Source organism: Candidatus Planktophila dulcis, from assembly GCF_002288225.1.
GTDB classification, from domain to species: Bacteria; Actinomycetota; Actinomycetes; order Nanopelagicales; family Nanopelagicaceae; genus Planktophila; species Planktophila dulcis.
Genome location: NZ_CP016777.1, coordinates 391055 through 416315, shown reverse-complemented (window position 1 = coordinate 416315; position 25261 = coordinate 391055). Strand labels below are relative to the sequence as shown.

At 48.1% G+C, this 25261-nt stretch carries 26 protein-coding genes and 3 tRNA genes; 5 read left to right on the top strand and 24 right to left on the bottom strand.

What is annotated here, in order from left to right; genetic code table 11:
* Nucleotides 1-244 precede the first annotated feature (244 nt).
* The gene (locus tag A1sIIA65_RS02145; RefSeq protein WP_095675955.1) at nucleotides 245-1075 is read right to left on the bottom strand and encodes a cytochrome b5 domain-containing protein; all 831 of its coding nucleotides are present in this window, start codon (nucleotides 1073-1075) and stop codon (nucleotides 245-247) included.
* 529 nt (nucleotides 1076-1604) lie between these two features.
* Between A1sIIA65_RS02145 and A1sIIA65_RS02140 the strand changes: the two genes are divergently transcribed.
* Nucleotides 1605-1952, top strand: coding sequence for a hypothetical protein (locus A1sIIA65_RS02140; protein ID WP_095675954.1), 348 nt, complete (start codon nucleotides 1605-1607; stop codon nucleotides 1950-1952).
* Here the strand turns inward: A1sIIA65_RS02140 and A1sIIA65_RS02135 are convergent.
* Nucleotides 1949-2470 (bottom strand): SOUL family heme-binding protein, encoded by a 522-nt coding sequence (locus A1sIIA65_RS02135; protein ID WP_095675953.1) that lies wholly within the window; start codon nucleotides 2468-2470, stop codon nucleotides 1949-1951. The two genes, A1sIIA65_RS02140 and A1sIIA65_RS02135, sit on opposite strands and share 4 nt — an antisense overlap.
* A gap of 63 nt (nucleotides 2471-2533) precedes the next feature.
* On the opposite strand from A1sIIA65_RS02135, the gene A1sIIA65_RS02130 reads away from it, so the two are divergent.
* Nucleotides 2534-2881 (top strand): nuclear transport factor 2-like protein, encoded by a 348-nt coding sequence (locus tag A1sIIA65_RS02130; RefSeq protein WP_095675952.1) that lies wholly within the window; start codon nucleotides 2534-2536, stop codon nucleotides 2879-2881.
* Nucleotides 2882-2945: 64 nt separating this feature from the next.
* On the opposite strand, the gene A1sIIA65_RS02125 is transcribed toward A1sIIA65_RS02130, so the two are convergent.
* Nucleotides 2946-3019: transfer RNA gene (locus A1sIIA65_RS02125), tRNA-Val, on the bottom strand.
* Between the two features lie 162 nt (nucleotides 3020-3181).
* On the opposite strand from A1sIIA65_RS02125, the gene speB reads away from it, so the two are divergent.
* A complete protein-coding gene (gene speB, locus A1sIIA65_RS02120; protein ID WP_095675951.1) occupies nucleotides 3182-4180 on the top strand; it encodes an agmatinase in 999 nt (332 codons plus the stop codon).
* On the opposite strand, the gene A1sIIA65_RS02115 is transcribed toward speB, so the two are convergent.
* Nucleotides 4177-5523, bottom strand: a complete 1347-nt coding sequence (locus A1sIIA65_RS02115; RefSeq protein ID WP_095675950.1) for a pyridoxal phosphate-dependent decarboxylase family protein — start codon at nucleotides 5521-5523, stop codon at nucleotides 4177-4179. The two genes, speB and A1sIIA65_RS02115, sit on opposite strands and share 4 nt — an antisense overlap.
* Before the next feature lie 20 nt (nucleotides 5524-5543).
* A complete protein-coding gene (locus A1sIIA65_RS02110; protein ID WP_095675949.1) occupies nucleotides 5544-6443 on the bottom strand; it encodes a CE1 family esterase in 900 nt (299 codons plus the stop codon).
* On the opposite strand from A1sIIA65_RS02110, the gene A1sIIA65_RS02105 reads away from it, so the two are divergent.
* Nucleotides 6442-6957: a TIGR00645 family protein gene (locus A1sIIA65_RS02105; protein WP_095675948.1), complete on the top strand. Its 516-nt coding sequence runs from the start codon at nucleotides 6442-6444 to the stop codon at nucleotides 6955-6957. The genes A1sIIA65_RS02110 and A1sIIA65_RS02105 overlap by 2 nt on opposite strands.
* A gap of 14 nt (nucleotides 6958-6971) precedes the next feature.
* On the opposite strand, the gene A1sIIA65_RS02100 is transcribed toward A1sIIA65_RS02105, so the two are convergent.
* Nucleotides 6972-7817 carry a fumarylacetoacetate hydrolase family protein gene (locus A1sIIA65_RS02100; protein ID WP_095675947.1) on the bottom strand — a complete coding sequence of 282 codons (846 nt, stop codon included), beginning with the start codon at nucleotides 7815-7817 and terminating at the stop codon, nucleotides 6972-6974.
* A 37-nt stretch (nucleotides 7818-7854) separates the two neighbouring features.
* Here A1sIIA65_RS02100 and A1sIIA65_RS02095 point away from each other — a divergent pair, with 37 nt between their 5' ends.
* Nucleotides 7855-8943 carry a glycerate kinase gene (locus tag A1sIIA65_RS02095; protein ID WP_095675946.1) on the top strand — a complete coding sequence of 363 codons (1089 nt, stop codon included), beginning with the start codon at nucleotides 7855-7857 and terminating at the stop codon, nucleotides 8941-8943.
* Here A1sIIA65_RS02095 and A1sIIA65_RS02090 read toward each other — a convergent pair whose 3' ends face one another.
* From A1sIIA65_RS02090 to A1sIIA65_RS02005, 18 genes are all read right to left on the bottom strand, one after another.
* On the bottom strand, nucleotides 8944-10335 hold the full coding sequence (locus A1sIIA65_RS02090; RefSeq protein ID WP_095675945.1) for an FAD-binding oxidoreductase: 1392 nt from the start codon (nucleotides 10333-10335) through the stop codon (nucleotides 8944-8946). It lies immediately after the preceding gene.
* Between the two features lie 36 nt (nucleotides 10336-10371).
* A tRNA-Glu gene (locus A1sIIA65_RS02085) sits at nucleotides 10372-10444 on the bottom strand.
* Between the two features lie 56 nt (nucleotides 10445-10500).
* A tRNA-Gln gene (locus tag A1sIIA65_RS02080) sits at nucleotides 10501-10572 on the bottom strand.
* A gap of 67 nt (nucleotides 10573-10639) precedes the next feature.
* On the bottom strand, nucleotides 10640-12097 hold the full coding sequence (gene gltX / locus A1sIIA65_RS02075) for a glutamate--tRNA ligase (RefSeq protein WP_095675944.1): 1458 nt from the start codon (nucleotides 12095-12097) through the stop codon (nucleotides 10640-10642).
* Nucleotides 12094-12882, bottom strand: coding sequence for a fumarylacetoacetate hydrolase family protein (locus A1sIIA65_RS02070; protein ID WP_095675943.1), 789 nt, complete (start codon nucleotides 12880-12882; stop codon nucleotides 12094-12096). Before A1sIIA65_RS02070 ends, gltX begins: the two co-directional genes overlap by 4 nt.
* A gap of 32 nt (nucleotides 12883-12914) precedes the next feature.
* On the bottom strand, nucleotides 12915-13226 hold the full coding sequence (locus A1sIIA65_RS02065; RefSeq protein ID WP_095675942.1) for a cytidine/deoxycytidylate deaminase family protein: 312 nt from the start codon (nucleotides 13224-13226) through the stop codon (nucleotides 12915-12917).
* Nucleotides 13219-14052, bottom strand: coding sequence for a hemolysin family protein (locus A1sIIA65_RS02060; RefSeq protein WP_223298074.1), 834 nt, complete (start codon nucleotides 14050-14052; stop codon nucleotides 13219-13221). Before A1sIIA65_RS02060 ends, A1sIIA65_RS02065 begins: the two co-directional genes overlap by 8 nt.
* A 32-nt stretch (nucleotides 14053-14084) precedes the next feature.
* On the bottom strand, nucleotides 14085-14528 hold the full coding sequence (gene ybeY, locus A1sIIA65_RS02055; RefSeq protein ID WP_095675941.1) for an rRNA maturation RNase YbeY: 444 nt from the start codon (nucleotides 14526-14528) through the stop codon (nucleotides 14085-14087).
* Nucleotides 14525-15508, bottom strand: coding sequence for a PhoH family protein (locus A1sIIA65_RS02050; RefSeq protein ID WP_095675940.1), 984 nt, complete (start codon nucleotides 15506-15508; stop codon nucleotides 14525-14527). The genes ybeY and A1sIIA65_RS02050 overlap by 4 nt, the downstream gene beginning before the upstream one ends.
* 32 nt (nucleotides 15509-15540) lie before the next feature.
* Nucleotides 15541-16257 carry a 16S rRNA (uracil(1498)-N(3))-methyltransferase gene (locus tag A1sIIA65_RS02045; RefSeq protein WP_095675939.1) on the bottom strand — a complete coding sequence of 239 codons (717 nt, stop codon included), beginning with the start codon at nucleotides 16255-16257 and terminating at the stop codon, nucleotides 15541-15543.
* Complete coding sequence (gene dnaJ, locus A1sIIA65_RS02040) at nucleotides 16257-17360, bottom strand: molecular chaperone DnaJ (protein ID WP_095675938.1); 1104 nt, start codon at nucleotides 17358-17360, stop codon at nucleotides 16257-16259. The genes A1sIIA65_RS02045 and dnaJ overlap by 1 nt, the downstream gene beginning before the upstream one ends.
* Nucleotides 17360-18088, bottom strand: coding sequence for an HrcA family transcriptional regulator (locus A1sIIA65_RS02035; RefSeq protein ID WP_095675937.1), 729 nt, complete (start codon nucleotides 18086-18088; stop codon nucleotides 17360-17362). The genes dnaJ and A1sIIA65_RS02035 overlap by 1 nt, the downstream gene beginning before the upstream one ends.
* A 26-nt stretch (nucleotides 18089-18114) precedes the next feature.
* Nucleotides 18115-19233: a radical SAM family heme chaperone HemW gene (gene hemW, locus A1sIIA65_RS02030; protein WP_095675936.1), complete on the bottom strand. Its 1119-nt coding sequence runs from the start codon at nucleotides 19231-19233 to the stop codon at nucleotides 18115-18117.
* A gap of 6 nt (nucleotides 19234-19239) precedes the next feature.
* Nucleotides 19240-21120, bottom strand: coding sequence for a translation elongation factor 4 (lepA, locus tag A1sIIA65_RS02025; protein ID WP_095675935.1), 1881 nt, complete (start codon nucleotides 21118-21120; stop codon nucleotides 19240-19242).
* 34 nt (nucleotides 21121-21154) lie between these two features.
* Nucleotides 21155-21424: a 30S ribosomal protein S20 gene (rpsT, locus tag A1sIIA65_RS02020; RefSeq protein ID WP_095675934.1), complete on the bottom strand. Its 270-nt coding sequence runs from the start codon at nucleotides 21422-21424 to the stop codon at nucleotides 21155-21157.
* 107 nt (nucleotides 21425-21531) lie between these two features.
* Nucleotides 21532-22482: a DNA polymerase III subunit delta gene (gene holA / locus A1sIIA65_RS02015; RefSeq protein ID WP_095675933.1), complete on the bottom strand. Its 951-nt coding sequence runs from the start codon at nucleotides 22480-22482 to the stop codon at nucleotides 21532-21534.
* An 8-nt stretch (nucleotides 22483-22490) separates the two neighbouring features.
* Complete coding sequence (locus A1sIIA65_RS02010) at nucleotides 22491-24467, bottom strand: ComEC/Rec2 family competence protein (RefSeq protein WP_223298546.1); 1977 nt, start codon at nucleotides 24465-24467, stop codon at nucleotides 22491-22493.
* Between the two features lie 143 nt (nucleotides 24468-24610).
* Entirely contained in the window at nucleotides 24611-25219 is a 609-nt protein-coding gene (locus A1sIIA65_RS02005; protein ID WP_095675931.1) for a ComEA family DNA-binding protein, read from the bottom strand.
* Nucleotides 25220-25261: the final 42 nt, after the last annotated feature.

Here is a 25261-nt window from a genome sequence, read left to right as displayed (position 1 = left end):
ATATCCCTGGTAGTGATTGAGATTGTCAGAAATGGTATTGAGTCACTCAATAACAAACAAGAGATTTCCAGGGTGAATCAATGCCCACGGGTACTCCCTCGCGCACCGAAGGGGGTCCATCCGTTCACTTTTATATACAAAATGCTCACCCAGGCAATTACTGTGCCTTAAAAGTGGCGGCCACTAATCACCCCTACCTAACATCTAGTTTTGAGGGGATTTTCCTGCTACAAGTAAGTAGTAACTACTTTACAAGTGGGCCCAGAAGATAACCTGCCAGAGTTTCATTGGGATTACTTTGGCGACCATGCTTGCCGTTAAAGGATGAACTGCCATCGACGCCGCAGAGGCCACGAATAGCTGATGGACCTCCTGGATGTTGGTTAATCCATTGGGTGAGGTTATAGACGTTGCCGCTAATGACTGACCAGCAACTTGCTGCAGAGTTATTCTCTTTCACCTTTGCCATTGTGTATGCAGATTGTGTGGTGACTTCAGGTGTGGGTGAAGCTTTGGCAGGCTCTTGCGTTGCAGCAGGTGTTGGCTTGACTGTTGGTGTTGGTGCCGCACCGCGCACTACTTCACCTTGCACTTCACGATCTCCTACTGCCACAGTAATTGCAGCTCTTGCTCGTGATGTGATCACGAAGGAGTAGATACCTGCCTCTGCAGGTTGGCTCACCCTTGAGAGATAGAGATAGGTGGTGCGACTGTAGGTCTCAAAAAATGGTGTGCGCTCCTTGAAAGCCACAGTGATCTTCTTCCCTGTGGGAGATGTAATTACTAGTTGTGGAAGTAGTGAGTTCTTTAACCCACTCTCTGGCTTCTTATCCACGATCAGATACTGCACAGAAAATAAATCGCCCTCTTTTAGGGAGGCACGAAATGCCTTCTTCTGACCTGACTTGGTAAAGGATGCGCGAATAGCAAAAGAGATAGTGCCATCTACAAGAAGTGGGCCAGCACTCGGTGTGGTGTCGGTATCAAGTAAGACAACTGGCTGATGTGCTGAGGAAGCAGGTGCCAGTGAGATAGCGAGTGCGATGGCTATGAGGGGTGTGAGTCTGCGATACATATGGAAGAGATTATTACGGGCGCTTGTGGCGCGCTCGTTGAAATTTCTGTGAGTTCCTTGTCAGTGGCATCGACCTGCGCGTAGAGCTTGGCGTAGGCGATGAAATTACTCCGAGTTACCAGATCCAAAAATCTTTCCCATGGGAGTGTCATTTCATTGAAATTACTATTTTCTCTCTGATAGAAAGAACCCCTCGGAATTAAAACTCCGAGGGGTTCCTTTGCTTTGGACCTCAGCTAACTGAAGTCGCCGTTATCGCGGCGACTTCGGCTTTTTCTGGACAAAAATCCAAAGAAAGACTTAATGAAAGTCACCACGACCTTTGTCCAGTCAAATTCTGGAACCATGGCAATCACCTCCTTCCACTCTTCCCGAGCTTGGGGAGTGCTCGAGAAATCGCATGCCCCTGATTCTTTAGAGTGGTGCTGGTGATTCGCAGCGGTGGAAAGGTAGGCGGTTGAATTCACTCATATTGCGCTTAATCGGATGGCTGTGGATAGATGTCAGTGCCGGGTTCTAGCCTTAAGGCATGTTCACTTGGTTTAGGCATAGAGCGATAGATCGCGAATTAACCCAGATATTGAATGAGCACGAGCGGGTTCGCTCTGATGCATCACTCATAAGAGATTTCTTACTGCGAGTACTTGCAGATAATCGTGATGGCGTTGAGAAGTTCAGTGATGAGGCACTGGCAGATGCTGCAGCCATTATTGAGCAGGTGGGGCCAGGTGCCTTCTATTGGATGACAGATATTGCAGCGCAGATGGTTGTCTTATCTGAAGCAACGCTTCGTGGTTTTACTACCAATGTCAGTATTGAACTAGGTGCAAGCGCTGATGCTGATTCAATTGTTGAGTTGGTGGTCAGACTGCCTTAAATAAGCGGAATCACAATCTCGTTATAGTGCAAGATGCCTGGCTTAAAGGGCGGATCAAAGCGACAGATTCTTGTTTCACTGGAGAGTGCGATATTTTCCTTTGCTGCAGCTGCTCTCAATTCTTTGATGAGTTGATTGGATTTCTCTTGCGTTGCTCGTCCGCGAAATGAGAGTGCAACGCACATCTGGCTATCGAGTGCGCGCAAGGTTACTTCTGGATCATTGGGATGGGGCATCTGCTCAAAGGTGCTGCCTGCTGGCATCACGAAGGAGATATACCAATCATCAGAATTGCTGTGATCTGTGTGCTGGGCTGCAATCACTGGCGCAGTCATTGCAATCTTCTGGGATGTCTTATTGCCCTGTGAGATGTATTGAAAGAGATGGCGAAAGGCTTGGCTGCCTACAGTGGAATATTGCCCAGAGAGTTTCACCTCAGCGATGACGCAAGGTTCATATTGGCGTAGCTCAAAGTCGCTATAGGTGCGTATGACTTGGAACTCTTGTCTCTGGGTCATGAGTAAAGGGTAGTTGCTTTGTAATGTGTATACACCCCGGATATTCAGGGCTACTGTCATGGGATGTCGATAGAAACTCAGGCAATTGAAGATATTGTTCTTAAGTTTCAAGCTCGAGATATTGCGAGCATTCAAGGCTACATACACCCAGAGTTCACCTGGTTTGATTCTTCAGGATCTGTTGTCTTGCAGGGAGGGCAAAGATTTCTATCGGCACTTGAAGGCATGTGGCGTGAGCACCCTGAAGTAGTAAATACAAGTTCGGTCTGTATTCAGGTGGGTAACTTGGTTTCACACACTGAATCCTTCAGAGGATTCAGTGATGGACATACTGAAGACTGGATATGGGTCTATGAATTTGATGCAGGAGTAATTCTCAAGATGTATGGTTTCTTAAACTCAACCGAATAGTTACGGATAGTCATTAAAAGAAGATAGGACCTCGCTAACGCAACGAGGCCCTATCTCCCAGAACTGCCCGTGGTGGGATTCGAACCCACGACCCAACCCTGCGTTAGAGAGTCGCTCTATCCACTGAGCTACACGGACGTGGGCGAAGACTCTCAAAGTGTTTTCATGCGCAACTGGAAATATTCAAACGATGTGGATAAGTTTTTATGTGCTAATCTTTTAAGGCGTTAGAGGGTTGCAAATCCCAAGGCCCGCGGTAAACACCGCGGGCTTTTGCAATTAGAGAGATATCCTTAACCCATGACCAACCACGGCAATATGTATGGACCGGCCTTTACCTTCCTTGGAATACCTGCATGTGATCTCGATGTCCCTGCAACCTATAAGGGCGCCGATGTCATCATCGTGGGTGCACCGATTGATAGTGGAACATCGCATCGCTCTGGTGCAAAGTTTGGTCCTCAAGCAATTCGTGGTGGCGATTACCTGCCACATGATGGGCAGCGCCCACATTTAGCTCTGCGCACAGATGGTTTGAAGGATCTGAAAGTCTTTGATGCAGGTGATTTGCTCATGCCTGGTGGAGATTTGGTGAAGTCGCTTGCAGTCTTGCGTGAGGCAACAGAGAAGATCTCTCGTGCTGGCGCTATTGCAGTTGTCTTAGGTGGAGATCACTCGATTGCATCGGCTGACGTTGCAGGTATTGCTAACCACTTAGGTCGTGGAAAAGTTTCAATGGTCCACTTTGATGCACATGCCGATACGGGTGAAGATCAGTGGGGCGCTCTGGTGGGGCATGGAACACCGATGCGTAATTTGATTAATGATGGCTATGTGCGCGGAGATCGCTTCCTGCAGTTAGGTCTTCGTGGATATTGGCCAGATAACGCAACTCTTGAGTGGATGCGCGATCAAGGTATGCGCTCCTATGAGATGACTGAGATTCATCATCGTGGACTCAAGGCAGTATTGGATGAATCTTTTGCAACCCTGACTGATGGTTGCGATGGAGTCTTCTTATCCGTTGATATCGATGTGGTCGATCCTGGGATGGCGCCAGGAACTGGAACACCAGAGCCTGGTGGAATGACTTCTCGTGAATTGTTAGAAGCTGTGCGCAGAATCTGTCTTGAACTACCTGTTGTTGGTATTGATGTGGTGGAGGTTGCTCCAGCATTTGATAGCGCAGATATCACTGCCATTCTTGCTAATCGTGTTGTGTTGGAAGCCCTCAGCGCAATTGCTAAGCGCCGTAGTGGCAGTGCATATAACCCAACGCAGAACTTATTAGATCGTTAGAGCGTATCTAGAATCATCTGAACATCATCCATCGATGTCCATGGGTTGACGAAGGCAAAGCGCAGTATTGATTCACCTGCATGCTTTGATGGTGGGATAAAGCCAATCTGCTTCTCAAGGAGTGCATCAGACCACTCTTGATATTGGGCAGGTGACCACCCTTTACGTGTGAAGGCAACGATGGAAAGTTCTGGCTCGCGCACTAACTCTAGGTTTGGGTGAGCTGCAATGAGCTTTGCTGAATCCTTTGCAAGGCGAATTCCTTCTTCTACTGCCTTCGAATAAGCATCGGTGCCATGGGCTGCCAGTGAGAACCAGAAAGGTAAACCGCGCACGCGACGAGTGAGATGGATGGCGTAATCAGAAGGTGACCATGAGTCATCGTGGAGAGTCTCAAGATAACTTGCATGTTGCGTGTGTGTCTCCTTCGCTACATGTGGATTGCGATAGACGAGTGCACATGCATCAAAGGGTGCAAAGAGCCATTTATGTGGATCGACGATAAAGGAATCTGCATCTTCAACACCCTTATAGAGATGGCGCACAGATGGTGCACAGAGTCCTGCAAGACCATAGGCGCCATCGACGTGGAACCAGATATTGCGCTCCTTCGCAGTTTTTGCAAGGGATGCTAAATCATCAACGATGCCAAGGTTGGTTGAGCCTGCAGTTCCCACAATGGCAAAGACGCGCTTATTGGTAGTGGCATGTAGTTCATCGATTGCTGTGGCAACGTGTGCTCCATCAAGGCGAAGCTCTTCATTTGTGTCAATTTTTAGCAGATCAACATCCATGACGTGGGCAGCAGATGTAATAGATGAATGTGACTCTGCGCTACATGCGATTACCCAGCGCTGTGTGTCAGGGTGAGTTTTGCGTGCTTGATCGCGCGCAACAACGAGGGCAGAAAGATTGCCCATCGTGCCACCTTGCACAAAGACGCCACCTGCTGAACTTGGTAGTCCTGCAATATCAATGAGCCATTTAATTGCTTGGTTCTCAGCAAAGACAGCTCCTGCTCCTTCTTGCCATGAGCCGCCATAGAGAGAGGATGCACCGACTACAAGATCAAAGAGGTTGGAGTATTCACTGGGAGCAGATGGAATAAATGCAAGGTTACGTGGGTGATCTGTTGAGATGCAGGCAAGTGCGAGAGTTTCTGTAAATACCTTGAGGGTCTCTTTTCCACCCAAGCCTGCTGCAGTAATGGTGTTACCGAGTTCTGCATAGAGGTCTGCTTCACTGCGAGGACCATCCAGAGGTGGATCTGATTTCAAACGGGCAAGGCTGTACTCCATAACAGCTTTTGCGAGCTCTTCTACCTCTGAGGTGAATTTATGCACGGTGTGATTCTGCCCTATCTCTACTTACTCTGCTTCAATAAAAATGAGATTACTTGCTGGGCAAAATCACTCGGCAGATTGGGTTTATGTGCTCCATCTTTAATCTTCCAGAATTGTAACTCTGCGTGAGTGCCACAGACATAGTCATAGATGGTGGTCTCAGCACCTGTGATGACGGGGTCAAAATCTTTCTTCAGAGCAGTTGCCTGAGCGCATCTATTGACTGAGATAAAGGTATTGACTGTAGTTGTTGCACTTGTGTAGGAGTTGTTATTCATTACTCCCCCGTTGAGCTTTATCACCTTATCGGCGGTGCCGTGAATATTGAGAAGTGAGACCGGAGTCGTAGGCGCACACCCTGGGTTCTGATCCATAGCCCCTGCAAGAGCCACAATTGCTGCAACTTTATCTGTCTTGCATGCATAGGTAAATGACATGAAGGCGCCATTGCTATGGCCGATGAGATAGATGCGCTTTGGGTCAACCGGTATCTTTGCGCTGATCTCATCGATGAGCGCATCGATATAAGCAACATCATCGACTTCTTGGCTAAATCTATTGCAACATGATTTTGAGGCGTTCCAGAATCGTTTCCCTTCAGCGTTGGTGTTGCCATCAGGTGCGATATAGATAAGGCCTTGTGACTTTGCAACCGGTGCAATCTTCATATAACTCTCAAGGCGGGCACCGGAAGTTGAGGCCGAGTGCAAGAGAATAAGAAGTGGCGCTGGGTTTGCGAGTGTGTCAGGAAGGTGGACGGTGACCGGGCGATCGCCACCGACGATGAAGTTGTGGCTAGCGGTAGCGGGGGTCATCAATGTGAAGGTCAGCGCTAGGGCGGTGAATAAGCGCATCTTCATGAGTGCATCATCGTATGTCGCACCAGATTTGTCACACTCAAATGCCATAATCGGCAACATGATAAAACTTGAGCACTTCTTGGAGAAAGTAATCTTCGCCGGACGCTGGCTATTGGCGCCGCTCTATATAGGCCTACTTCTTGCACTCATTCCTATCCTCTATCGCTTCTTCCACTCTTTCTGGCACATCATGAGCCATATAACCTCATCGACAATGAGTGAGATTACTTTGCAAGTTCTTGAACTTCTTGACACAGTATTACTTGGCAATCTCATTATCTTGGTTCTCTTTGCAGGCTATGAAAACTTCGTCTCTAAGATTGCTATTGCAGATGGCGCAGAAGATCGACCACACTGGATGGGTCATGTTGATTCAAGCGGTATGAAGATCAAGCTCATTGGCTCACTCGTTGCAATCTCAGTCATTGAACTCCTCAAAGACTTTATGCAAGAAGGTCCATTTGATGCCAGCCGTGAAGGATGGCGTATTGGAATTCATATGACCTTCGTGGTTTCAGGCGTTCTCTTTGCACTGATGGAGATGATGGCAGATCGCCACAAGTCTGAAAGATAACTCTGGTCTGAACGTTAAGAAGCTACTGTCTTCGAACGCATCTCACCGAGGCCTTCGATACCAGTAATAACTTCTTGACCTACAGTTAAATACTTGGTTGGTTTAAAGCCCATGCCAACACCTTCTGGTGTTCCAGTATTGATGACATCGCCTGGGAAGAGCTCCATAAATTGGCTTAAGTACCAGACGATGTGATCGATTCCGTAGATGAGATCGCTGGTGCGTGAATCTTGGCGCTTTTCTCCATCTACGGTGCAATACAGGCGAACATCATCTGGCTTAAATTCATCTTCAGTAACAATGGCAGGACCCATGGGATTAAATGTCGGGAAAGACTTTCCCTTTACCCATTGGCCTGCTCGTTCAATCTGCCAGTGGCGCTCTGAAACATCTTGGCTGATGGAATATCCAAGGATGTGGCTGCGAGCTTCTGACTCAGACTTTAAGTAGAGAGCTCGCTTTCCAATAACGATTGCAAGCTCTACTTCATAATCTGTGGCTGTTGAATTCGGTGGAATTGCGATTGCATCATTAGGTCCTGTCAGGCAATCAGGGGCCTTCATAAAGACAACAGGCTCTGGTGGTGGTGTCATTCCAGATTCAGCTGCGTGACGGGCATAGTTAAGGCCGATGCAGATGAGCTTTGTTGGTCGTGCAACGGGGCTTGCAATACGTAGGCCTGCAATATCAAAGGGAGTCTGTGATGAAAGATCTGCTGACTTCACCTTATCAAGCGCACCTGCTTCAAGCTCTGGGCGGTTCCAATCCATAATCAAGTGATCGACATAGACTGCTTGAGTCTGGCTCAACATGACAGCAGGACGTTCTGAACCAACCTGACCAAATCGCGCGATTTTCATAGTCGTAAGATTAGCGCAGCGCTCCTAAGATGCATACATGAAGATTGTCATAGCCCCAGACTCATTTAAGGGCAGTGCAACTTCCAGTGAGATTGCATCGTGGATTACAGCCGGTATTCACTCTGTTATCCCAACATGTGAAATCGTAAAGATTGCTATCGGCGATGGTGGCGAAGGATCCCTCGATGCAATTCTTAACGCAGGCTTTAAAACTATTGAATGTGAAGTTGCAGGACCTGTCGGAAATCTAGTGAAGGCGCATATTGCACTCAAAGATGACATAGCTTTTGTTGAGATGGCCCAAGCTTCTGGGCTTTCACAGCTACCAGATGGCGTGAGGTCAGCACTTAAATCATCTTCATTCGGTGCAGGAGAACTCATTCTTGCCGCCCTTAATAAAGGTGCGAAGAAGATCATTTTGGCAGTCGGTGGAAGTGCAACAACAGATGCGGGGGCAGGTGCACTGCAAGCACTCGGTGCAAAGCTCACTGATGCTGCAGGAAATGAGATTGCACAAGGTGGTGGCGCACTTATCGACTGCGTCAAGATAGATGTTACTGGTCTCGATTCGCGCCTTGCACAAACCACCTTTGTATTGGCAAATGATGTGAAGAATCCACTTTTAGGTAGTGAGGGTGCTGCGCAAGTATTTTCACCACAGAAAGGTGCATCACGTGAAGAAGTAGAGATCCTTGAGACATCTCTTGCCCACTTTGCATCACTTGTGGGTGGCCCACACGCATCCGCACCTGGTGCCGGTGCTGCAGGTGGCTTTGGATTTATGGCTTACTCATTCCTATCTGCCACAGCAGAGAGCGGTATTGATCTGATTCTTGACCTTGTGCAATTCGATAGACAGTTAGTTGGCGCCGATTACATCATCACAGGAGAGGGTCGCTTTGATTCACAGAGCTCCCAAGGCAAAGCACCGTGGGGAATCTTGCAGCGTGCTATGAAATCTTCTATCCCCACATTCTTGGTCTGTGGTGATGCGGATGCGCATCAAGAAACTGGATTTAAAGGCATCTTTACATTGGCCTCTCTTGAGCCTGATATCAAAAAGTGCATCGCAAACCCGGAACCGCTTGTGACAAAGATTGGTGCAGCAATAGCCGCTTCGCTCTAATTAGTGAAAGATTTTCCCAGGGTTCAAAATTCCATTGGGATCAAGGGCTGCCTTGATGGATTTCATCACTGCAACTGATGACTGACCTGCCTCTTCCAGCAATGAATCAATCTTTCCAGCACCAATTCCATGCTCGCCCGTGCAGGTGCCACCCATCGCAATAATTGCTGAGGTGGTCTTATGTGTGAGTTCACGAATGGCATCGAGCTCTTCAGGCTTTGTTGGATCAGTGACGATAAAGGTGTGGAAATTACCGTCAGCCACATGTCCCAAGATGGAGTGTGGGAATGGTGATTCCTTCAAAATCTTCTCTGCAATCGCAACTGCATCTGCAAGCTTTGAAAGCGGAACTGCAGCATCGGTACTGATGGCGCGCTTTCCAGGAAATGCTGCGATGCCTGCCCAATATGCGTTGTGACGTGCTTGCCATAACTTACGGCGCTGGCCTTCCTCCGTCGTCCATTCAAAATCTGTGCCACCGAAGTCAGATGTGATCTCTTGAACTACCTTGGCATCTTCTTCCACTCCACGAGGAGATCCATGGAATTCAAAGAGAAGTGTGGGCGCTTCTTGCAAAGTGAGCCCATCATGGGCGTTAACGTTCTTAATCGATTGCGCGTCCAGGAATTCACAGCGAGCAATAGCAACACCAGATCGCACAATAGCAATAGCTGCCTGCACACCATCTGCTAGGGAAGGAAAGCGCGATACTGCAGCAGCCATCTTCTCTGGAATACCAAAGACACGAAGGGTAATCTCTGTGACGATGGCAAGTGTGCCTTCAGAACCAACAATGAGTCGTGTTAAGTCATAGCCTGCAGAGAGTTTGCGAGTCTCGCGTCCTGCTTGGATAACTGTGCCATCTGCCAATACTGCGGTGAGTTTGAGTACATTCTCACGCATAGATCCATAGCGCACAGTTGTAGTTCCAGCAGCTCCGGTTGAGGTCATTCCACCGATCGTTGCATCAGCGCCAGGATCTACCGAGAAGAACAATCCATCATTGGATAGCTTCTTATTCAGCGCCATGCGCTTAACGCCAGCTTGCACAGTCACTGTTAAATCATCAGGAGAGATTTTGATAATCGAATCCATCTCACTTAAATCCAGTGAGATTCCACCAAAGAGAGGCAACACATGGCCTTCAAGGGATGAACCAACGCCGAAGGCAACGACGGGAATACCTTCACCGTTGCAGTATGAAAGGACTTTGGAGACTTCATCCGTTGAGTGAACTGTGACTACGGCAGATGGGCGAACGGGAGGAAATGCAGATTCATCGCGCCCATGGCTATCTAGTACTGATTCATTTTGAGAGATGCGACCGCTGACCAAAGATGAGAGAGCCTTTACCTGCGCATCAGAGAGATCCACGCGTTTGGTAATAGCCATCACTATCTCGATTCTTATCGAAGTTGTAACGAACTGTAGCCCCGAAGGGATTCGAACCCTCGTAGCTGACTTGAGAAGCCAGAGTCCTAGGCCGCTAGACGACGGGGCCGTGCCAAAAAATTACTAGGACAAACATATTAAGTTGTACGTAAGTGCTGTATATCGCTGGGGTACCAGGACTCGAACCTAGACTTACTGAACCAGAATCAGCAGGGCTGCCAATTACCCCATACCCCAATACTTTTCACCGTGTGGCAAGGTGGAAAGTTTACCTTAACAAAAGGGTAGAAATTACAGCGGCAATTTAGAGCGCTAGGGCCTTGGAAATACGGGCTAAGCAGGCCTCTTTCCCAAGCAACTCCATTGATTCAAAGAGCGGTGGAGAGATAGTGCTTCCAGTTGTTGCAATACGAAGTGCGGTAAATGCAATACGTGGCTTGAGCCCTAGCTCTTCAATCAGGGATGCACGAAGCACCGCTTCAATTGCTTCGTGGTTCCACGTTGCAACTCCCTCAAGATCTGCAAGTGAGCGCTTCAAAATATCTTTGGCCCCAGCATCAGTTATCTTTGAAACCGCATCAGCATCGACAGCAAATTCCTTCACAAAGAGGAATTTCAATAACTGAGGTGCTTCATCAAGCTTGACGATGCGCTCTTGAATAATGGGAAGTGCCTGCTTGACCAGCTCAACTTCAGCATTAGTGCCTGTAATGATTCCAGCCTTAATGAGAAATGGCATGGTCCATGTGGCGAACTCTTCAAGGCTTAGGGCACGGATTTTATCGCCGTTAATTGCCTCAAGCTTTTTCATATCAAAGCGGGCAGGAGATGAGTGCACCTTCTCCACGGTAAAGAGCTCAGTGAGCTCCTTCATGGAAATGTTCTCACGATCATCACCTGGTGACCATCCAAGTAGAGCGAGGTAATTACAGATTGCCTCAGGCAAATATCCCTGCTCGCGATACCAAGCGATAGAGACTTCACCATTGCGCTTAGAAAGCTTTGCATTATCTGCACCCATGACAAAGGGAAGGTGAGCAAAGACTGGGTAATCCTCCAACTTCACACCCATCGCCTGATACACACGAATCTGTCGTGGAGTCGATGATAGTAAGTCTTCACCGCGTAATACGTGAGTCACACCCATCAGAACATCATCGACTGCAACAGCGAGTGTGTAGAGAGGTGAGCCATCTGCGCGCACAAGAACAAAGTCAGGAACAAACTTGTGATCAAAAGTCACATCGCCGCGGATTTCATCTCTGAAAGTCGTTGTGCCATCAGGCATGCGCATGCGCACAACACCTTCACGACCTTGTGCTTTAAAGGCAGCGATTTGATCTGCTGTTAGCTCACGGCAATGTCCGTTGTATCCGGGTGCAACATTTGCAGCTCGCTGTGATTCACGCACTGCTTCAAGTTCATCCGGTGAGCAGTAACAGTAGTAAGCATCTTTTTGATCGAGGAACTTCTGTGCCCACTCTGCATAGATATCAAGACGTTGTGATTGAAGGTAAGGACCATTTGGGCCACCAACTTCTGGACCCTCATCCCATTGCAGACCAAGCCACTTTAAGGTGTCTATTGCTGCATTGATGTATTCATCAGTAACGCGCGTTGTATCAGTATCTTCAATACGAAAGAGGAATGTGCCACCTGTGTGACGGGCATATGCCCAATCAAAGAGTGCTGTGCGGATATTTCCAACGTGGAGATCTCCTGTGGGAGATGGCGCAAAACGTACCTTAACTTTTTTACTCATGGACGCGCGCTCACCTTATTGGTTAATTGGCCAAGGCCTTCGATGGATATAGCAATAGTAGATTTTTCAGGCATTGGTCCGATTCCAGCTGGTGTGCCAGTAATGATTACATCGCCAGGCAAGAGAGTCATTACTTGAGTCACGAAGTAAATAATATCTTCGACCTTAAAGATCATGTCAGATAACTTGGCATCTTGCTTGATTTCACCGTTAAGCGTTGTGGTGATGCGCTGTGTGCCGGGAACAAACTCTGTTTCAATCCATGGACCAAGCGGGCAGAAGGTATCAAATGACTTTGCGCGCATCCACTGTCCATCACGCTTTTGTAGTTCGCGAGATGTCACATCATTTGCCAAGGTATATCCGAAGATCACATCTTTAACGCGCTCTCTCGGAACTTCCTTACATACGCGACCAATCACAATGGCAAGCTCTGCTTCATAATCAATAGTGGGAGCCATTGCAGGCCAGACGATGGTGTCGCCAGGTCCAATGACAGATGTATTGGGCTTTAAGAAGATGATGGGTTCATCGGGAACAACGCCACCCATTTCAGCTGCGTGATCTGCATAGTTCTTACCCACTGCAACAATCTTGGAGCGAGGAATGACTGGTGCCAATAGGCGCACCTTTGTCAGATCGACCTTCGCTGCTGTCTTTTGAATGCCGTGATAGATCGGATCTCCTGAGATGATCGAAATCTGATTATCTTCTTCAAGGATTCCAAAGAGCGGGTCGGTACCTAAACCTGCATCAGGCTGAGGTGTAAATCGAACTACGCGCATTGGGCAATCTTATCTTCAAGGCGTAAATAAGGCTAAAGCGAGCTTTCCTTGCCGTCTGAATCAATATAGAAAATCGTTGCAGTAGGTGCAAAATCCTTAATCGCCTTGGTATTTGCAGGAAGTGAACCTGTAGCAACAACGCTCTCAATTCCTGTTATTCCAGATGCAAGAGCCACAGTAAGAACTGCTTCAAATGCATCAAGGTTGAGAGATGGTGATGTCACATTGATCGCAACATAGGTGCGTCCTGTGTTATCGCGCAGCGCTGCTGCTTGCTGCGCACCGCTTCGAGCAAGGGTGGAGGTAGCAAGAGTTACCAGCTTTGTATCTTCTGGATTATTCATGCTCATCAATCTCCGTATCTAGTCGCTCAATAATAACTGAGCTAATACGACGTCTACGTCCAACTGGGCGCTCAGATGTAATCGACCATCCCTGCAAATCAATAGTGGACCCTGCAATCGGAACGCGGCCTAACTTCTCAGCCATATATCCGCCGATGGTGTCGACATCTTCAAACTCATCACGATCCATTTCAATCTTGAGCTCATCGGCTAAATCTTCAACATGCATCGTGGCTTTTGCGCGGGCCTTGGTCTCAGTAATCCAGGTGAAAGCTTCAATGCCATCATCGTATTCATCGGCAATCTCACCAACGATCTCTTCAATAATGTCTTCAATAGTGATAATTCCTGCAGTTCCACCATATTCATCGACAACGATGGCAAGGTGGATCTGATCGCGCTGCATTTCTTTTAATAGCTCTGCAGCTTCCTTATTTTCGGGCACAAAGACTGCAGGGCGAGTGTGTTGTTCAACCTTCTCAGTTGTTTCTGCTTCATGGTGATCGAGTGCTCGCTTTGCTAAATCTTTCACATAGGCGATTCCGATGATGTTATCGATGCCATCTCCGACTACAGGAACACGTGAATAGCCAGAGCGAAGTGCAAGTGAGAGCGCCTGGCGCAGAGTCTTATCTTTCTCAATCCAGACCATATCTGTGCGGGGAACCATAAGCTCGCGCACCAAGGTGTCCCCTAGTTCAAATACATTATGAATCATCTCGTGTTCATCTGATTCAACAAGGCCGCGGGTATGGGCGTGATCCATGAGCTGTCGTAGCTCATCTTCATCTGAAAGAAGTCCCCATGCAAAACCCTTAAATGCCAAGCTAATCTTCTTTACTATTTTTACCTTCACAGTTATTTGGTCACTGTCAGTGACCACTCCTTCACTATTTTCTCTTGCAACGCGAACATGACTTTCTCTTCATCAGGATCTGCGTGGTCATAGCCCAAGATATGGAGCAAGCCATGTGTAGCAAGGATATAGATTTCTTCTTCAACGCTATGACCTGCGCTCTGCGCTTGCTGCGCTGCAACGGCAGGAGCAATCACGATATCTCCAAGAGTTACCGCTTCACCTTTGCTTTGAGGCAGATCCATAGGAAATGAGAGAACATCTGTGGGTCCTGGTTCATCCATCCACTTAATGTGAAGCTCTTCCATCTCTTGAGGATCGACAAAGGTCAGAGAAATCTCACACTCAGGGTTGAGCTCCATATATTCAATGCCGAAATCAATCAGGGTGTGCATCTGGGTTTCGGGCACCAAAGCGCCAGAGCGATTAACTAGCTCAACGGTCATGATTTGCGAATGGAATGCGGCATAGTCTTTGCTGCATCGTATTTGTCATAAGCCTTCACAATGTCACCGATTAAGCGGTGGCGCACAACGTCATCTGCAGTGAGCTCCAAGAATGCGATGTCATCAACGCCATCAAGGATGTCTCGAATAATGCCAAGACCTGAACGTTGCCCGTTAGGTAGATCATTTTGAGTGATATCGCCAGTAATCACCATCTTGGAACCAAATCCAAGGCGCGTTAAGAACATCTTCATCTGCTCAGGTGTGGTGTTCTGCGCTTCATCTAAGACAATAAATGCATCATTGAGTGTGCGACCGCGCATAAAGGCAAGTGGTGCTACTTCAATCACGCCGGTCTGCATCAGACGAGGAATTGCTTCAACATCGATCATGTCGTGGAGTGCGTCAAAGAGTGGTCGAAGATAAGGATCAATCTTCTCATTCAGCGTTCCAGGTAAGAATCCAAGCTTCTCCCCTGCTTCAACAGCAGGACGAGACAAGATAATGCGATTGACTTTCTTTGCTTGCAGCGCTGCAACTGCCTTTGCCATCGCAAGATATGTCTTTCCAGTTCCAGCAGGACCTATTCCAAATGTAATGGTGTTCTCTTCAATAGCATCGACATAGAGCTTTTGGTTCGCAGTCTTTGGGCGAATTGTCTTGCCACGGTTAGAGACAATATTGAGTGAGAGAACTTCACCAGGGTTATGTGCTGGTTGTGCTTCAAGCATCGCAATGCTGCGTAAGACTGCATCAACGTTGAGGTTTTGACCTGAACGGATTACAACCATCATCTCGGTAATCAACTTCTCCATCGCAAGGCAGTCGATATGTGGTCCGCGCAGGGTGATTTCATTGCCGCGCACAGTGGCATTGACTGAAGGAAATGCTGCCTCGATTGCCAACATATTTGCATCATTGGCTCCGACGAGTGAAACCATCGGGATGGCGGGTGGGACGGTGATTAAGAGGCGTTCCATATGACTGAAAATCTATCGGTATCCAGGTCAATTCACCACACAGAAAGGGCGGTGTTGACGGCAGATAAAGCAGCTAGTCCTGCATGTGCTGAGCGCAGAACAGGCCGTCCCATCAAGGCAACCTTCGCTCCAGCTGCTGCAAAGGTATCGATTTCATCATCCGTTAACCCGCCTTCAGGTCCGATGATAATTGCGACCTTTGTGCAACCTGGTGCCACAACTTCTGAAACTTTCATTGTTGCTGATTCGTGAAAGACGATCGCTAAATCAGCTTGCGCTATTTGATCCACAACTGCATTAGTTGCAGCTACGCCCATGACCTCAGGGATGCGAAAGCGGCGTGATTGCTTACTTGCCTCACGTGCTGTGGTCTGAAGCTTTTCAATCTTGTCATCTGATTTTCCAATACTACGTGCAGCTTTCCACATCACAATGCAATCTGCTCCACCTTCAGTGCATAGCTCAATAGCTTCCTTGATGCGATCACCCTTAGGGATTGCTTGAATGACTGTGAAGTGTGTTCCAAGTGCATCTTGATGACCAGTCTCAAGAACTTCAACAGTCATATGCTTCTTATGAACTTCCTTTGCCTGCACATGAGACCAATTTCCCTTGCCATCCGAGAGATTGAAGTCATCTCCACTCTTGGTGCGAAGCACACGAATGGCATGGAGGGCATCATCGTTATTGAATTCATATGTGCTTCCCACTGTGGTGGGAAGATCGTCAACGAAGAAGAGGGTGCGCATTAGCGACCAAATGCATCGCGGAATTTAGAGAAGAGTCCTTCTCTATGGCCTTTAATCTTTACATCGCCCTCTTTTTCACCACGAGATGATGCAAAATCCTTGAGTAACTTCTCTTGATCACGGCTGAGCTTGTGAGGTGTGGCAACATCGACATGGACGATGAGATCACCGCGCTGTGTGGTGCGAAGACGTGTCATGCCCTTGCCCTTGATTGGAACGGTTGCACCGCTCTGAGTTCCTGCCTTGATCTCCACCTTGACTGGGCCATCGAGTGTTTCAACAGCCACTGTTGTGCCAAGAGATGCTGCAGCGAATGAGACTTCAATGGCAATATGTAAATTATCGCCATCGCGTAGCAAGAATTCATGTTCTTCTTCAACGATTTCAACGTAGAGATCTCCTGCAGGTCCCCCGCCTTGACCCACTTCACCGCGGCCTGCCATCTGGATGCGGTTACCAGTCTCAACACCTGCTGGAACTTTGATGTTAATTGTTTGGCGCGCACGCACACGACCATCGCCACCACATTCACGACATGGATCTGTAATAACACTTCCATAACCAGAGCAGTTATTACATGGACGTGATGTCATTACTTGACCGAGGAATGACTTCTGAACAAATTGAGTTTCACCGCGCCCCTTACAGACTGGACACATTGATGGTGCGCTCTGGTTAGCAGTTCCTTGTCCTTCACACTTCTGGCAGATGACAGCAGATTCCAAAGTGATATCGCGCTCTGTTCCAAAACATGCCTCATTGAGATCTACCTCAATGCGAATGAGCGCATCTTGTCCTTGGCGCATACGTGGACGAGGTCCACGATTTCCACCGCCACCAAAGAATGCATCCATGATGTCGCTAAATCCACCGCCACCGAATCCTCCGCCGAATCCACCTTGGCCACCCATGTCATATTGCTGACGCTTTTGTGGATCAGATAACGTGTCATAGGCAGCGGTAACTTCTTTAAATTTATTCTGCACTTCAGGATCTGGGTTCACATCTGGATGCAGTTCGCGTGCAATCTTGCGATATGCCTTCTTGATGTCATCTTGTGATGCACCGCGATCTAGGCCAAGCAGACCGTAATAATCAGCCATTACTTAGCGCTCTCTGTAATAAATCGACCGACATAGCGAGCAACGGCAGAGACAGCTGCCATCGAACCTGCGTAATCCATACGTGTAGGTCCAAGAATTCCAAGGGATGCATCAGAGCCATAGCCAACGCTGACAAGAGAAGTTGTCTGCAAATTCATATCTTGCTGTTCACTACCAATCGTCACATGCACTGTGGGATGGGCATCGCTTAATAGACGTAGCAATACAACTTGTTCCTCGAGCGCTTCAAGGATTGGCGAAAGAGCTGGACCTAAATCTTCTCCAGAGCGCGCAAGGTTTGCAGTTCCAGAAATAGCCATCATCTCTCGCCCGCTTGAATCCCCAATTTTTGGATACTTCACAACAGCTACCTGCTTGGTGATATCTGCCAATAACTTTGCAGAGCGCTTCACAACTTCATCGAGATCATGTGCTCCCTCAAGGAAAGTTTCAATGGCGCGACGTTCAGCAGTTGAAAGAGGTTTGACTGCAGAGAGTTTGTCGACGAAGAGTCGATATCCACGATCGGTAGGGATGCGACCAGCACTTGTGTGAGGCTGAGTAATAAAGCCTTCTTCTTCAAGAACTGCCATCTCATTACGGATAGTTGCAGGGCTAATTCCCAGTGCACGCTTTTCAGCAATCGCCTTTGAGCCAACAGGCTCTTGGGTCTCGACATATTCATCGACGATTGCCCGAAGGATTTCTAGGCGGCGATCAGTGGTCATAGTTTGGCAATCTTATCGTGCGAGTGCTAACGAAGCATTTCATGCGTAATGCGGTCTGCAATCAAGCGACCCTTTGGAGTCAGAGCCAGAGCGCTCTCTCTCTCAATCACATGACCACTCTTGATGTATTCCATAGAACGTTCAAATTGGGCAACACTGAGCGCTGCCTTCTTCACACCTTCTGGCATACGGATTGCAAGCATGATGTATTCAGATTTCTTCTCTTCATCACTTAAAATTTCAGAATCCTTAATCGGTGAAATCCCTGCAAAGACCTTCTCTTTATAGGCATTGGGGTGCTTCACATTCCAGAATCGCTTCTGATCGATATGTGAGTGAGCACCAGGACCTAAGCCCCACCAATTATTGGATTTCCAGTAAGCAATATTGTGGCGACATTGATGTCCTGGCTTTGACCAGTTTGAAAGTTCATACCATTTCAAACCTTTTTGCAGACACTGTTGATCGACAAGTAAATACATATCTGCCATCAGATCATCATCAGGCATGGTGTATTCACCGCGCTTGATTTGAGCCGCAAGCTTTGTGCCTTCTTCAACGATGAGTGCATAGGCGCTGATGTGATCGATATTGAGCGAGAGCGCCTCTTTTACAGTCGCTGCCCAGTCACTCAAAGATTCTCCTGGCGCTCCATAAATAAGGTCAACGCTGACTGATTGGAATCCGGCAGCTCGTGCCATATCAACAGCTTTGCGAACGTTCTCAGGATTATGTGTGCGATCGAGGACTTTCAATACATCTGCATTCGATGATTGCATGCCGAAAGAAATGCGATTAAACCCCACAGCAATCAATTCATTGAGCTTTTCCTGTGTTACAGAATCTGGGTTTGCTTCTAAGGTAATTTCGCAATCATCTGTAACTCCATTGCGAGCCTTGATTGCAGTTATTACGCGACCAAGATCTTTAGGAGGCAGAAGTGATGGAGTTCCTCCGCCGAAGAAGATAGTGGGAACCAGATCTTTAGGAGCTGCCTCTAACTCTTTGAGAACTGCATCGATGTAATCGCCAGAGACAATTTCAAAGGTTGCACCATCTTGGAGTTCAGATGGTGTGTAGGTATTGAAGTCGCAGTAACCACAGCGACGAACGCAATATGGAATATGGACGTAGAACGAGAGCATGGCTACTTAGCCTTCGAGCTTGCGGGCTGCTTTAATCTTTTCGATATCGGCATCGGTAGCAAGGGCTGCAACGAAGGCTTCCTGTGGAACTTCAACACGTCCCACCATCTTCATGCGCTTCTTACCTTCCTTCTGCTTCTCGAGAAGTTTGCGCTTACGAGAGATATCGCCGCCATAACACTTAGCAAGAACATCCTTACGGATAGCGCGAATAGATTCACGGGCAATAATGCGAGAGCCAATAGCTGCCTGAATAGGAACTTCGAACTGTTGACGAGGAATGAGCTCGCGCAGCTTGCCAGTCATCATCACGCCATAGGAATATGCCTTATCGCGGTGTACTACTGCGCTAAATGCATCGACTGCTTCACCTTGCAAGAGAATATCAACCTTAACGAGATTGCCTTCTTCATCGCCGATCTCTTCATAATCAAGGGATGCATAGCCTCGTGTGCGGCTTTTGAGTTGATCAAAGAAGTCGAAGACGATTTCAGCAAGAGGCAAGGTGTAACGGATTTCAACGCGATCTTCAGAGATGTAATCCATACCGAGCATGATGCCGCGGCGATCTTGGCAGAGCTCCATGATGACTCCAATAAATTCTGAAGGAGCAAGAATCGTTGACTTCACGATTGGCTCTTTCACATTATTGATCTTGCCATCTGGAAATTCTGACGGGTTAGTCACGATAAATTCTTTGCCATCTTCCATTGTCACGCGATAGACCACGTTAGGGGCAGTTGAAATCAAGTTCAGCTTTGCTTCGCGCTCAAGGCGCTCACGCACAATCTCCATGTGAAGAAGACCGAGGAAACCGCAGCGGAAACCAAAGCCGAGCGCTGCAGAGCTCTCTGGTTCATAGACGAGAGCTGCATCGTTAAGTTGCAGCTTCTCAAGTGCATCACGCAAGACAGGAAAATCTGCGCCATCGAGTGGGAATAGACCTGAGAAGACCATTGGCTTGGGATCTTTATATCCACCCAGAGGCTGCTTTGTTGGACGTGCAAAGTTTGTGATCGTGTCACCCACACGTGATTGGCGCACATCTTTCACACCAGTAATCAAGTAACCCACTTCGCCCACACCAAGACCCTTTGATGGCAGTGGTTCAGGGCTAATAACGCCAACTTCAAGTGCTTCATGCTTTACACCCGTTGAATACATCTGAATCTGCTCACGTGGATTGATATGACCATCGATCACGCGCACGTAAGTAACAACGCCTCGATAAGAATCATAGACAGAGTCAAAGATGAGAGCGCGTGCTGGTGCATCGGCATCTCCGGTAGGTGCTGGAATCTGCGCAATGATTTGATCAAGAAGGTCAGCAACGCCATCGCCCGTCTTACCTGAAACGCGCAAGACATCTTCAACTTTGCAGCCAATGAGCCCTGCAAGTTCTGCAGCAAACTTCTCAGGTTGTGCATTTGGAAGATCAATCTTGTTCAGAACAGGAATGATGGTGAGGTTGTTCTCCATCGCAAGATAGAGGTTAGCAAGAGTTTGGGCTTCAATACCTTGTGCGCAATCAACAAGGAGAACCGCGCCTTCACAGGCAGCAAGTGATCGTGATACTTCATAGGTGAAGTCAACGTGACCTGGTGTGTCGATCATGTTCAGGATGTATTCCTGGTTATCAAGGCCGCTGCGCCAAGGAAGGCGAACTGCCTGAGACTTAATAGTGATTCCGCGTTCGCGTTCAATATCCATGCGGTCTAGATACTGCGCGCGCATATTGCGTGCCTCTACAACTTCAGTAATTTGGAGCATGCGATCGGCAAGAGTTGATTTGCCGTGATCGATATGGGCGATGATGCAGAAATTGCGAATCTGCGCCGGATTTGTCGATGCTGGTTGTGGCGCCTTAGCAATGGATATTGCAGGCACTTAAGAGACCTTTATTCTGCTGGTTCGGCGAAAATTAACGAACGCCGGCTTTAGCAGCAGCCTTAGCCATTGAAGACTTCTTATTAGCTGCAGCGTTCTTATGGATAACGCCCTTTGCAACTGCGATATCGAGAGCCTTTGAAGCTGCGCGGAGTTCAGTCGTAGTTGTTGCAGCATCACCCTTAGCGACAGCCTCGCGAAACTTGCGAACTGCAGTCTTGATAGATGATGAGACAGACTTGTTGCGAAGGTATGCCTTCTCGTTTGTCTTAATACGCTTGATCTGCGACTTGATATTTGCCACGTGTATTGCTCCGATTTATCTCTTTTTAGCCAAACCTTGTGATTTGTGCAGAGGCGTAGGTTATCAGCGCAAGGGGGCGAGCCCAAAATCGAGATTTATCGCTGGAATCAACGTTGGGCGCGGGCTGCAGCGATGGTCTGCAGGGCTTTTTCAAGCGCGAAGATGGGGTCAGATGAGGCCCCCTTCACATCGGCATCGGCCTTGGCGATCGCCTCAACGGCAGATGCAATTCCACGAGGTGTCCACGATTGCAGCTGGCGACGAGCTTTATCAATCTGCCATGGAGCCATTCCAAGTTGTCCAGCTAATTCAAATGATTTTGTTCCACGATTTGTTCCAGAGACCTTTGCAAGAGATCGCAGTGATGATGCAATCGCAGATGTCACCATGACAGGATCTGTGCCAGTCTCCAGTGCGCTGCGCAAGGTAATTAGCGCAACAGGTAAGTTGCCATCAATCGTTGCATCAGCAACATCAAAGCCAGTTGTTTCAATGCGACCTTGATGGAATTTATCCACCATCGCTTCATCGATAGCACCGGCAGGAGCATCGAGTGCAATCTGTGAGACTGCCGATTGCAGCTCGCGTAAATCATTACCCAGGGCTCCAACCATTGCCTTGATTGCACCCGGTGTTGCCTTGCGACCTGCATCTTGGAATAAACCTTTAACAAAATCTTCTTTCTCAGATTCTTTCTTGATTGCATCACATGGCACGATTTCAGGCTTTACCTTCTTAATCGCATCAAGGAGAGCTTTTCCTTTAACGCCACCTTTATGGACAAAGACAACAGTCATCGTGGGATCTGGTTGCTCTAAATAGCGAGTGACTTCAGCTTTGGAATCTTCAGGCAGATCCTGCAAATCTTTAATGATCAGGCCGCGGCGCTCAGAAAAAAGTGAGGGCGCTAAAGCATCTGCGATATCTCCCACCAGTGCATCAGATGCATCGATGGTGGTGATTTCTGCGCTCTCTTCTTTAAACTCTGCTTGTAGCTTTGCAAGGGCGCGATCTGCAAGGGCGCCTTCTGAACCAAGCAGGAGATAGAACGCGTTCATCACACCCCCTAACTCCAGAAGAAAATCCTTAACCAGCGCTTGCTGCGCTGGATTGATAAGCGATGGCGCTCTGCTCGGATGGCAACTGCCCCACCAATATCGGTACGCAATACCTTAGCGTGTAAGTCGGTCAAGGCCGAGATAGTGCTCGGTGCAGGATGTCCATAGCTATTTTCAGCGCCAACGCTGATGATGGCCAGTGCCGGTGCGAGCTCTCGCATTAAATCGAGGTCTTGATATTTGGAGCCGTGATGTGCAACTTTATAGATATCGACCTTACCAACTCGTGATCTGAGCAGGCTCTGCACCGGAGGTTCAATATCACCGGCTGCAAAGAGTGTGAAATCTTTGGAGCGAAAGGTTGCCGCAATACTTGCGTTATTGGGGTTGCCATCGAAATCACCTTGCTCTGGCCAGATTACTTCGATATCTATTCCATCAATACGTGCCTTTGCTCCTGCGCTGATATTGCCAAACCATGTTGTGCCAACTTTTCGGTTCTTCTTAGCTCCTTGCAACCCACCCACATGATCTGCATGCACGTGAGTCAGAATAAGTAGTGGAATCTCTTTGATTCCTAGTTGATGTAAACATCTATCCATGGCTTGTGGATCTGGTCCCACATCAATGACTATCCCTCGATTGTTCTTTAAGTTAATCACCATCGCATCACCTTGACCGATATCACAATTGGCAATCTGCCAATCTCCTGCTGGAAATCGCTGTATCCAGGAGAAGGCGATGACAAGAATCAATAAGCCGATTGCAAACTTTGCACGGCCAAAGTAGATAGCAGCAACTATCAACGCTGCCGCAAGGAAGCCATAGAGTCCTGTTATTAGTGTGAAGACGGGAAATTGTGCAATCCACTCGGCAACCCAAGCAATCCATGTAGCAAGTGGCTTCACAAGAAATATCAACCCTGCTGATATCACAGGTGCAATAGGAGAGATGAGTGCTGCAATAAATCCCACAATGGTGATAGGTGTGACGGCAGGGGCGGCAAGTAAGTTGGCGAGAACGCTCATGGGGCTGATATATCCAGAGAGGGAGACGATGATGGGTGCACAAAAAACCATTGCAGCAATCGGTGGAGCTAAGAACTTTGGTTTTATCTTTGGTGCAAGGAGCAGCAGCCCTGCGGTTGCAAGAACAGAGAGTGCAAAACCTGGATCACGCGCCTGAAAAGGATCGGCAATCACCACTGCTCCTATGGCAAAGCCAAGCGCTGGCAATGAATCGCGACCTTGTCGTCTTCCATATGCGAAGAGAAGAACTGCAGCCATGGCAGCTGCGCGAAGCACTGATGGTGATGGACGCACAAGTGCGATAAATGCAGCTAGAAATATCGCAGTTGCAATAAGGCGGTGATTGAGCCTTCGAAAGATGAATTGCATCCCCCACAAGACAAAGGTTGAAACAATGGCAAAGTTTGCGCCACTGACTGCAACAAGATGGGTAAGCCCTGATCTGCGCATATCGTTTTTGAAATCAGCGCTCTGTTTACTCACATCTCCAATAACCATTCCGGGAATCAACGCACCCGCATCTCCTGTGCCCGTTGCCTGTCGAAGCCCAAGGCGAATAGTTGCAAGTGATTGGGCCCATCGAGATGGTGGCGTTAATACCTTCACTCTCTGCTTAACTATTAGCAGCGCTGCAACCCGTCGCTCTTTACTCTTTAGAACCTTAGCCTGCACGCTTATCTTTTGACCCGGAAGCAAACCTTCAACGCTATACGTTGAGGCAAAGACTCGAACAGGTATGCGAAGTTTGTAGCGGTTATCTACTTCAAGTGCCTGGCCTATAAAGCTAAAAGATGTTGGCGCAAAAGCTGTTCCCATAATCTTGGGAGCAACACGTACTGGATCGGTAGTTACTTGAACGATGACTTCGGTGCTTCTATCCCGATATTGATGAATGGCACTTGATTCCAGCGCTGTCATACGAATCGACATGATGGATGCACCAAGAAGAAGTGCCACGATGAGTACGACAAATCGTCTCTTGCGCGTTGAGATAAGAGCCAGAAGGAGCGCTACCGCAGAGATAGCCCACGGTGCGCTCCAACTTTGTATGAGTGCGCCAACCCAGATCGCACCCCCTAATGCGAGGGCGCGACTGTCGATTACACGCGCAGCTTCTCTTTGAACTGTGCGAATTTGCTCTGCCCGATACCAGGAACTTTTAAGAGATCTTCAACTGCTGCAAAAGGTCCATTAATCTTTCGATAGCTCACGATGCGATTGGCGAGCACAGGACCTATGCCATCGAGTGATTCGAAATCTTTCACAGTAGCTCTATTAATCATGACGGGGCCGTTCTTTCGCATTGCAGGCCTTGCAACTCCCCCAGAACTTGTTGTGGTGGGATAGACATATATCTGTTCACCATCTCTGAGTATTCGTGCCTGATTGATATCGGAAGTATCAGCACCTTTCTTGAGCCCGCCTGCAGCTTTAATTGCTTCAAAGACGCGTGCATTCAGGGGAAGGGAATACACACCAGGGTTCACAACGGCGCCTGCAACATCGACCATCAATCTTTGCTGCGAAATGCTTTCCATCTCAAGGGGAGCAGGGGCTGCAATAACTTCTTGTGAAGAACCACGGAGAACAAAGAGTGCAGAGATGATGATGACAAGGCAGGCAATGATTGCAAGGCCTCGTTTTTGAAGGGACGAGTAGTGGAGATCGCCCCACCAATTTCTTAGATTAGAGAGATATTCATTTTCCATCCGCGGATGGTGCTAGATGGAGCGCGAGTATTAGCGCAAAAA

What these genes read in the sequence shown, in the direction of transcription:
- A1sIIA65_RS02145 (WP_095675955.1), bottom strand. Translation starts at nt 1,075, where the DNA reads ATGTATCGCAGACTCACACCCCTCATAGCCATCGCACTCGCTATCTCA.
- A1sIIA65_RS02140 (WP_095675954.1), top strand. Translation starts at nt 1,605, where the DNA reads ATGTTCACTTGGTTTAGGCATAGAGCGATAGATCGCGAATTAACCCAG.
- A1sIIA65_RS02135 (WP_095675953.1), bottom strand. Translation starts at nt 2,470, where the DNA reads ATGACCCAGAGACAAGAGTTCCAAGTCATACGCACCTATAGCGACTTT.
- A1sIIA65_RS02130 (WP_095675952.1), top strand. Translation starts at nt 2,534, where the DNA reads ATGTCGATAGAAACTCAGGCAATTGAAGATATTGTTCTTAAGTTTCAA.
- speB (WP_095675951.1), top strand. Translation starts at nt 3,182, where the DNA reads ATGACCAACCACGGCAATATGTATGGACCGGCCTTTACCTTCCTTGGA.
- A1sIIA65_RS02105 (WP_095675948.1), top strand. Translation starts at nt 6,442, where the DNA reads ATGATAAAACTTGAGCACTTCTTGGAGAAAGTAATCTTCGCCGGACGC.
- A1sIIA65_RS02110 (WP_095675949.1), bottom strand. Translation starts at nt 6,443, where the DNA reads ATGTTGCCGATTATGGCATTTGAGTGTGACAAATCTGGTGCGACATAC.
- A1sIIA65_RS02100 (WP_095675947.1), bottom strand. Translation starts at nt 7,817, where the DNA reads ATGAAAATCGCGCGATTTGGTCAGGTTGGTTCAGAACGTCCTGCTGTC.
- A1sIIA65_RS02095 (WP_095675946.1), top strand. Translation starts at nt 7,855, where the DNA reads ATGAAGATTGTCATAGCCCCAGACTCATTTAAGGGCAGTGCAACTTCC.
- A1sIIA65_RS02090 (WP_095675945.1), bottom strand. Translation starts at nt 10,335, where the DNA reads ATGGCTATTACCAAACGCGTGGATCTCTCTGATGCGCAGGTAAAGGCT.
- gltX (WP_095675944.1), bottom strand. Translation starts at nt 12,097, where the DNA reads ATGAGTAAAAAAGTTAAGGTACGTTTTGCGCCATCTCCCACAGGAGAT.
- A1sIIA65_RS02070 (WP_095675943.1), bottom strand. Translation starts at nt 12,882, where the DNA reads ATGCGCGTAGTTCGATTTACACCTCAGCCTGATGCAGGTTTAGGTACC.
- A1sIIA65_RS02065 (WP_095675942.1), bottom strand. Translation starts at nt 13,226, where the DNA reads ATGAATAATCCAGAAGATACAAAGCTGGTAACTCTTGCTACCTCCACC.
- ybeY (WP_095675941.1), bottom strand. Translation starts at nt 14,528, where the DNA reads ATGACCGTTGAGCTAGTTAATCGCTCTGGCGCTTTGGTGCCCGAAACC.
- A1sIIA65_RS02050 (WP_095675940.1), bottom strand. Translation starts at nt 15,508, where the DNA reads ATGGAACGCCTCTTAATCACCGTCCCACCCGCCATCCCGATGGTTTCA.
- A1sIIA65_RS02045 (WP_095675939.1), bottom strand. Translation starts at nt 16,257, where the DNA reads ATGCGCACCCTCTTCTTCGTTGACGATCTTCCCACCACAGTGGGAAGC.
- dnaJ (WP_095675938.1), bottom strand. Translation starts at nt 17,360, where the DNA reads ATGGCTGATTATTACGGTCTGCTTGGCCTAGATCGCGGTGCATCACAA.
- A1sIIA65_RS02035 (WP_095675937.1), bottom strand. Translation starts at nt 18,088, where the DNA reads ATGACCACTGATCGCCGCCTAGAAATCCTTCGGGCAATCGTCGATGAA.
- hemW (WP_095675936.1), bottom strand. Translation starts at nt 19,233, where the DNA reads ATGCTCTCGTTCTACGTCCATATTCCATATTGCGTTCGTCGCTGTGGT.
- holA (WP_095675933.1), bottom strand. Translation starts at nt 22,482, where the DNA reads ATGAACGCGTTCTATCTCCTGCTTGGTTCAGAAGGCGCCCTTGCAGAT.
- A1sIIA65_RS02005 (WP_095675931.1), bottom strand. Translation starts at nt 25,219, where the DNA reads ATGGAAAATGAATATCTCTCTAATCTAAGAAATTGGTGGGGCGATCTC.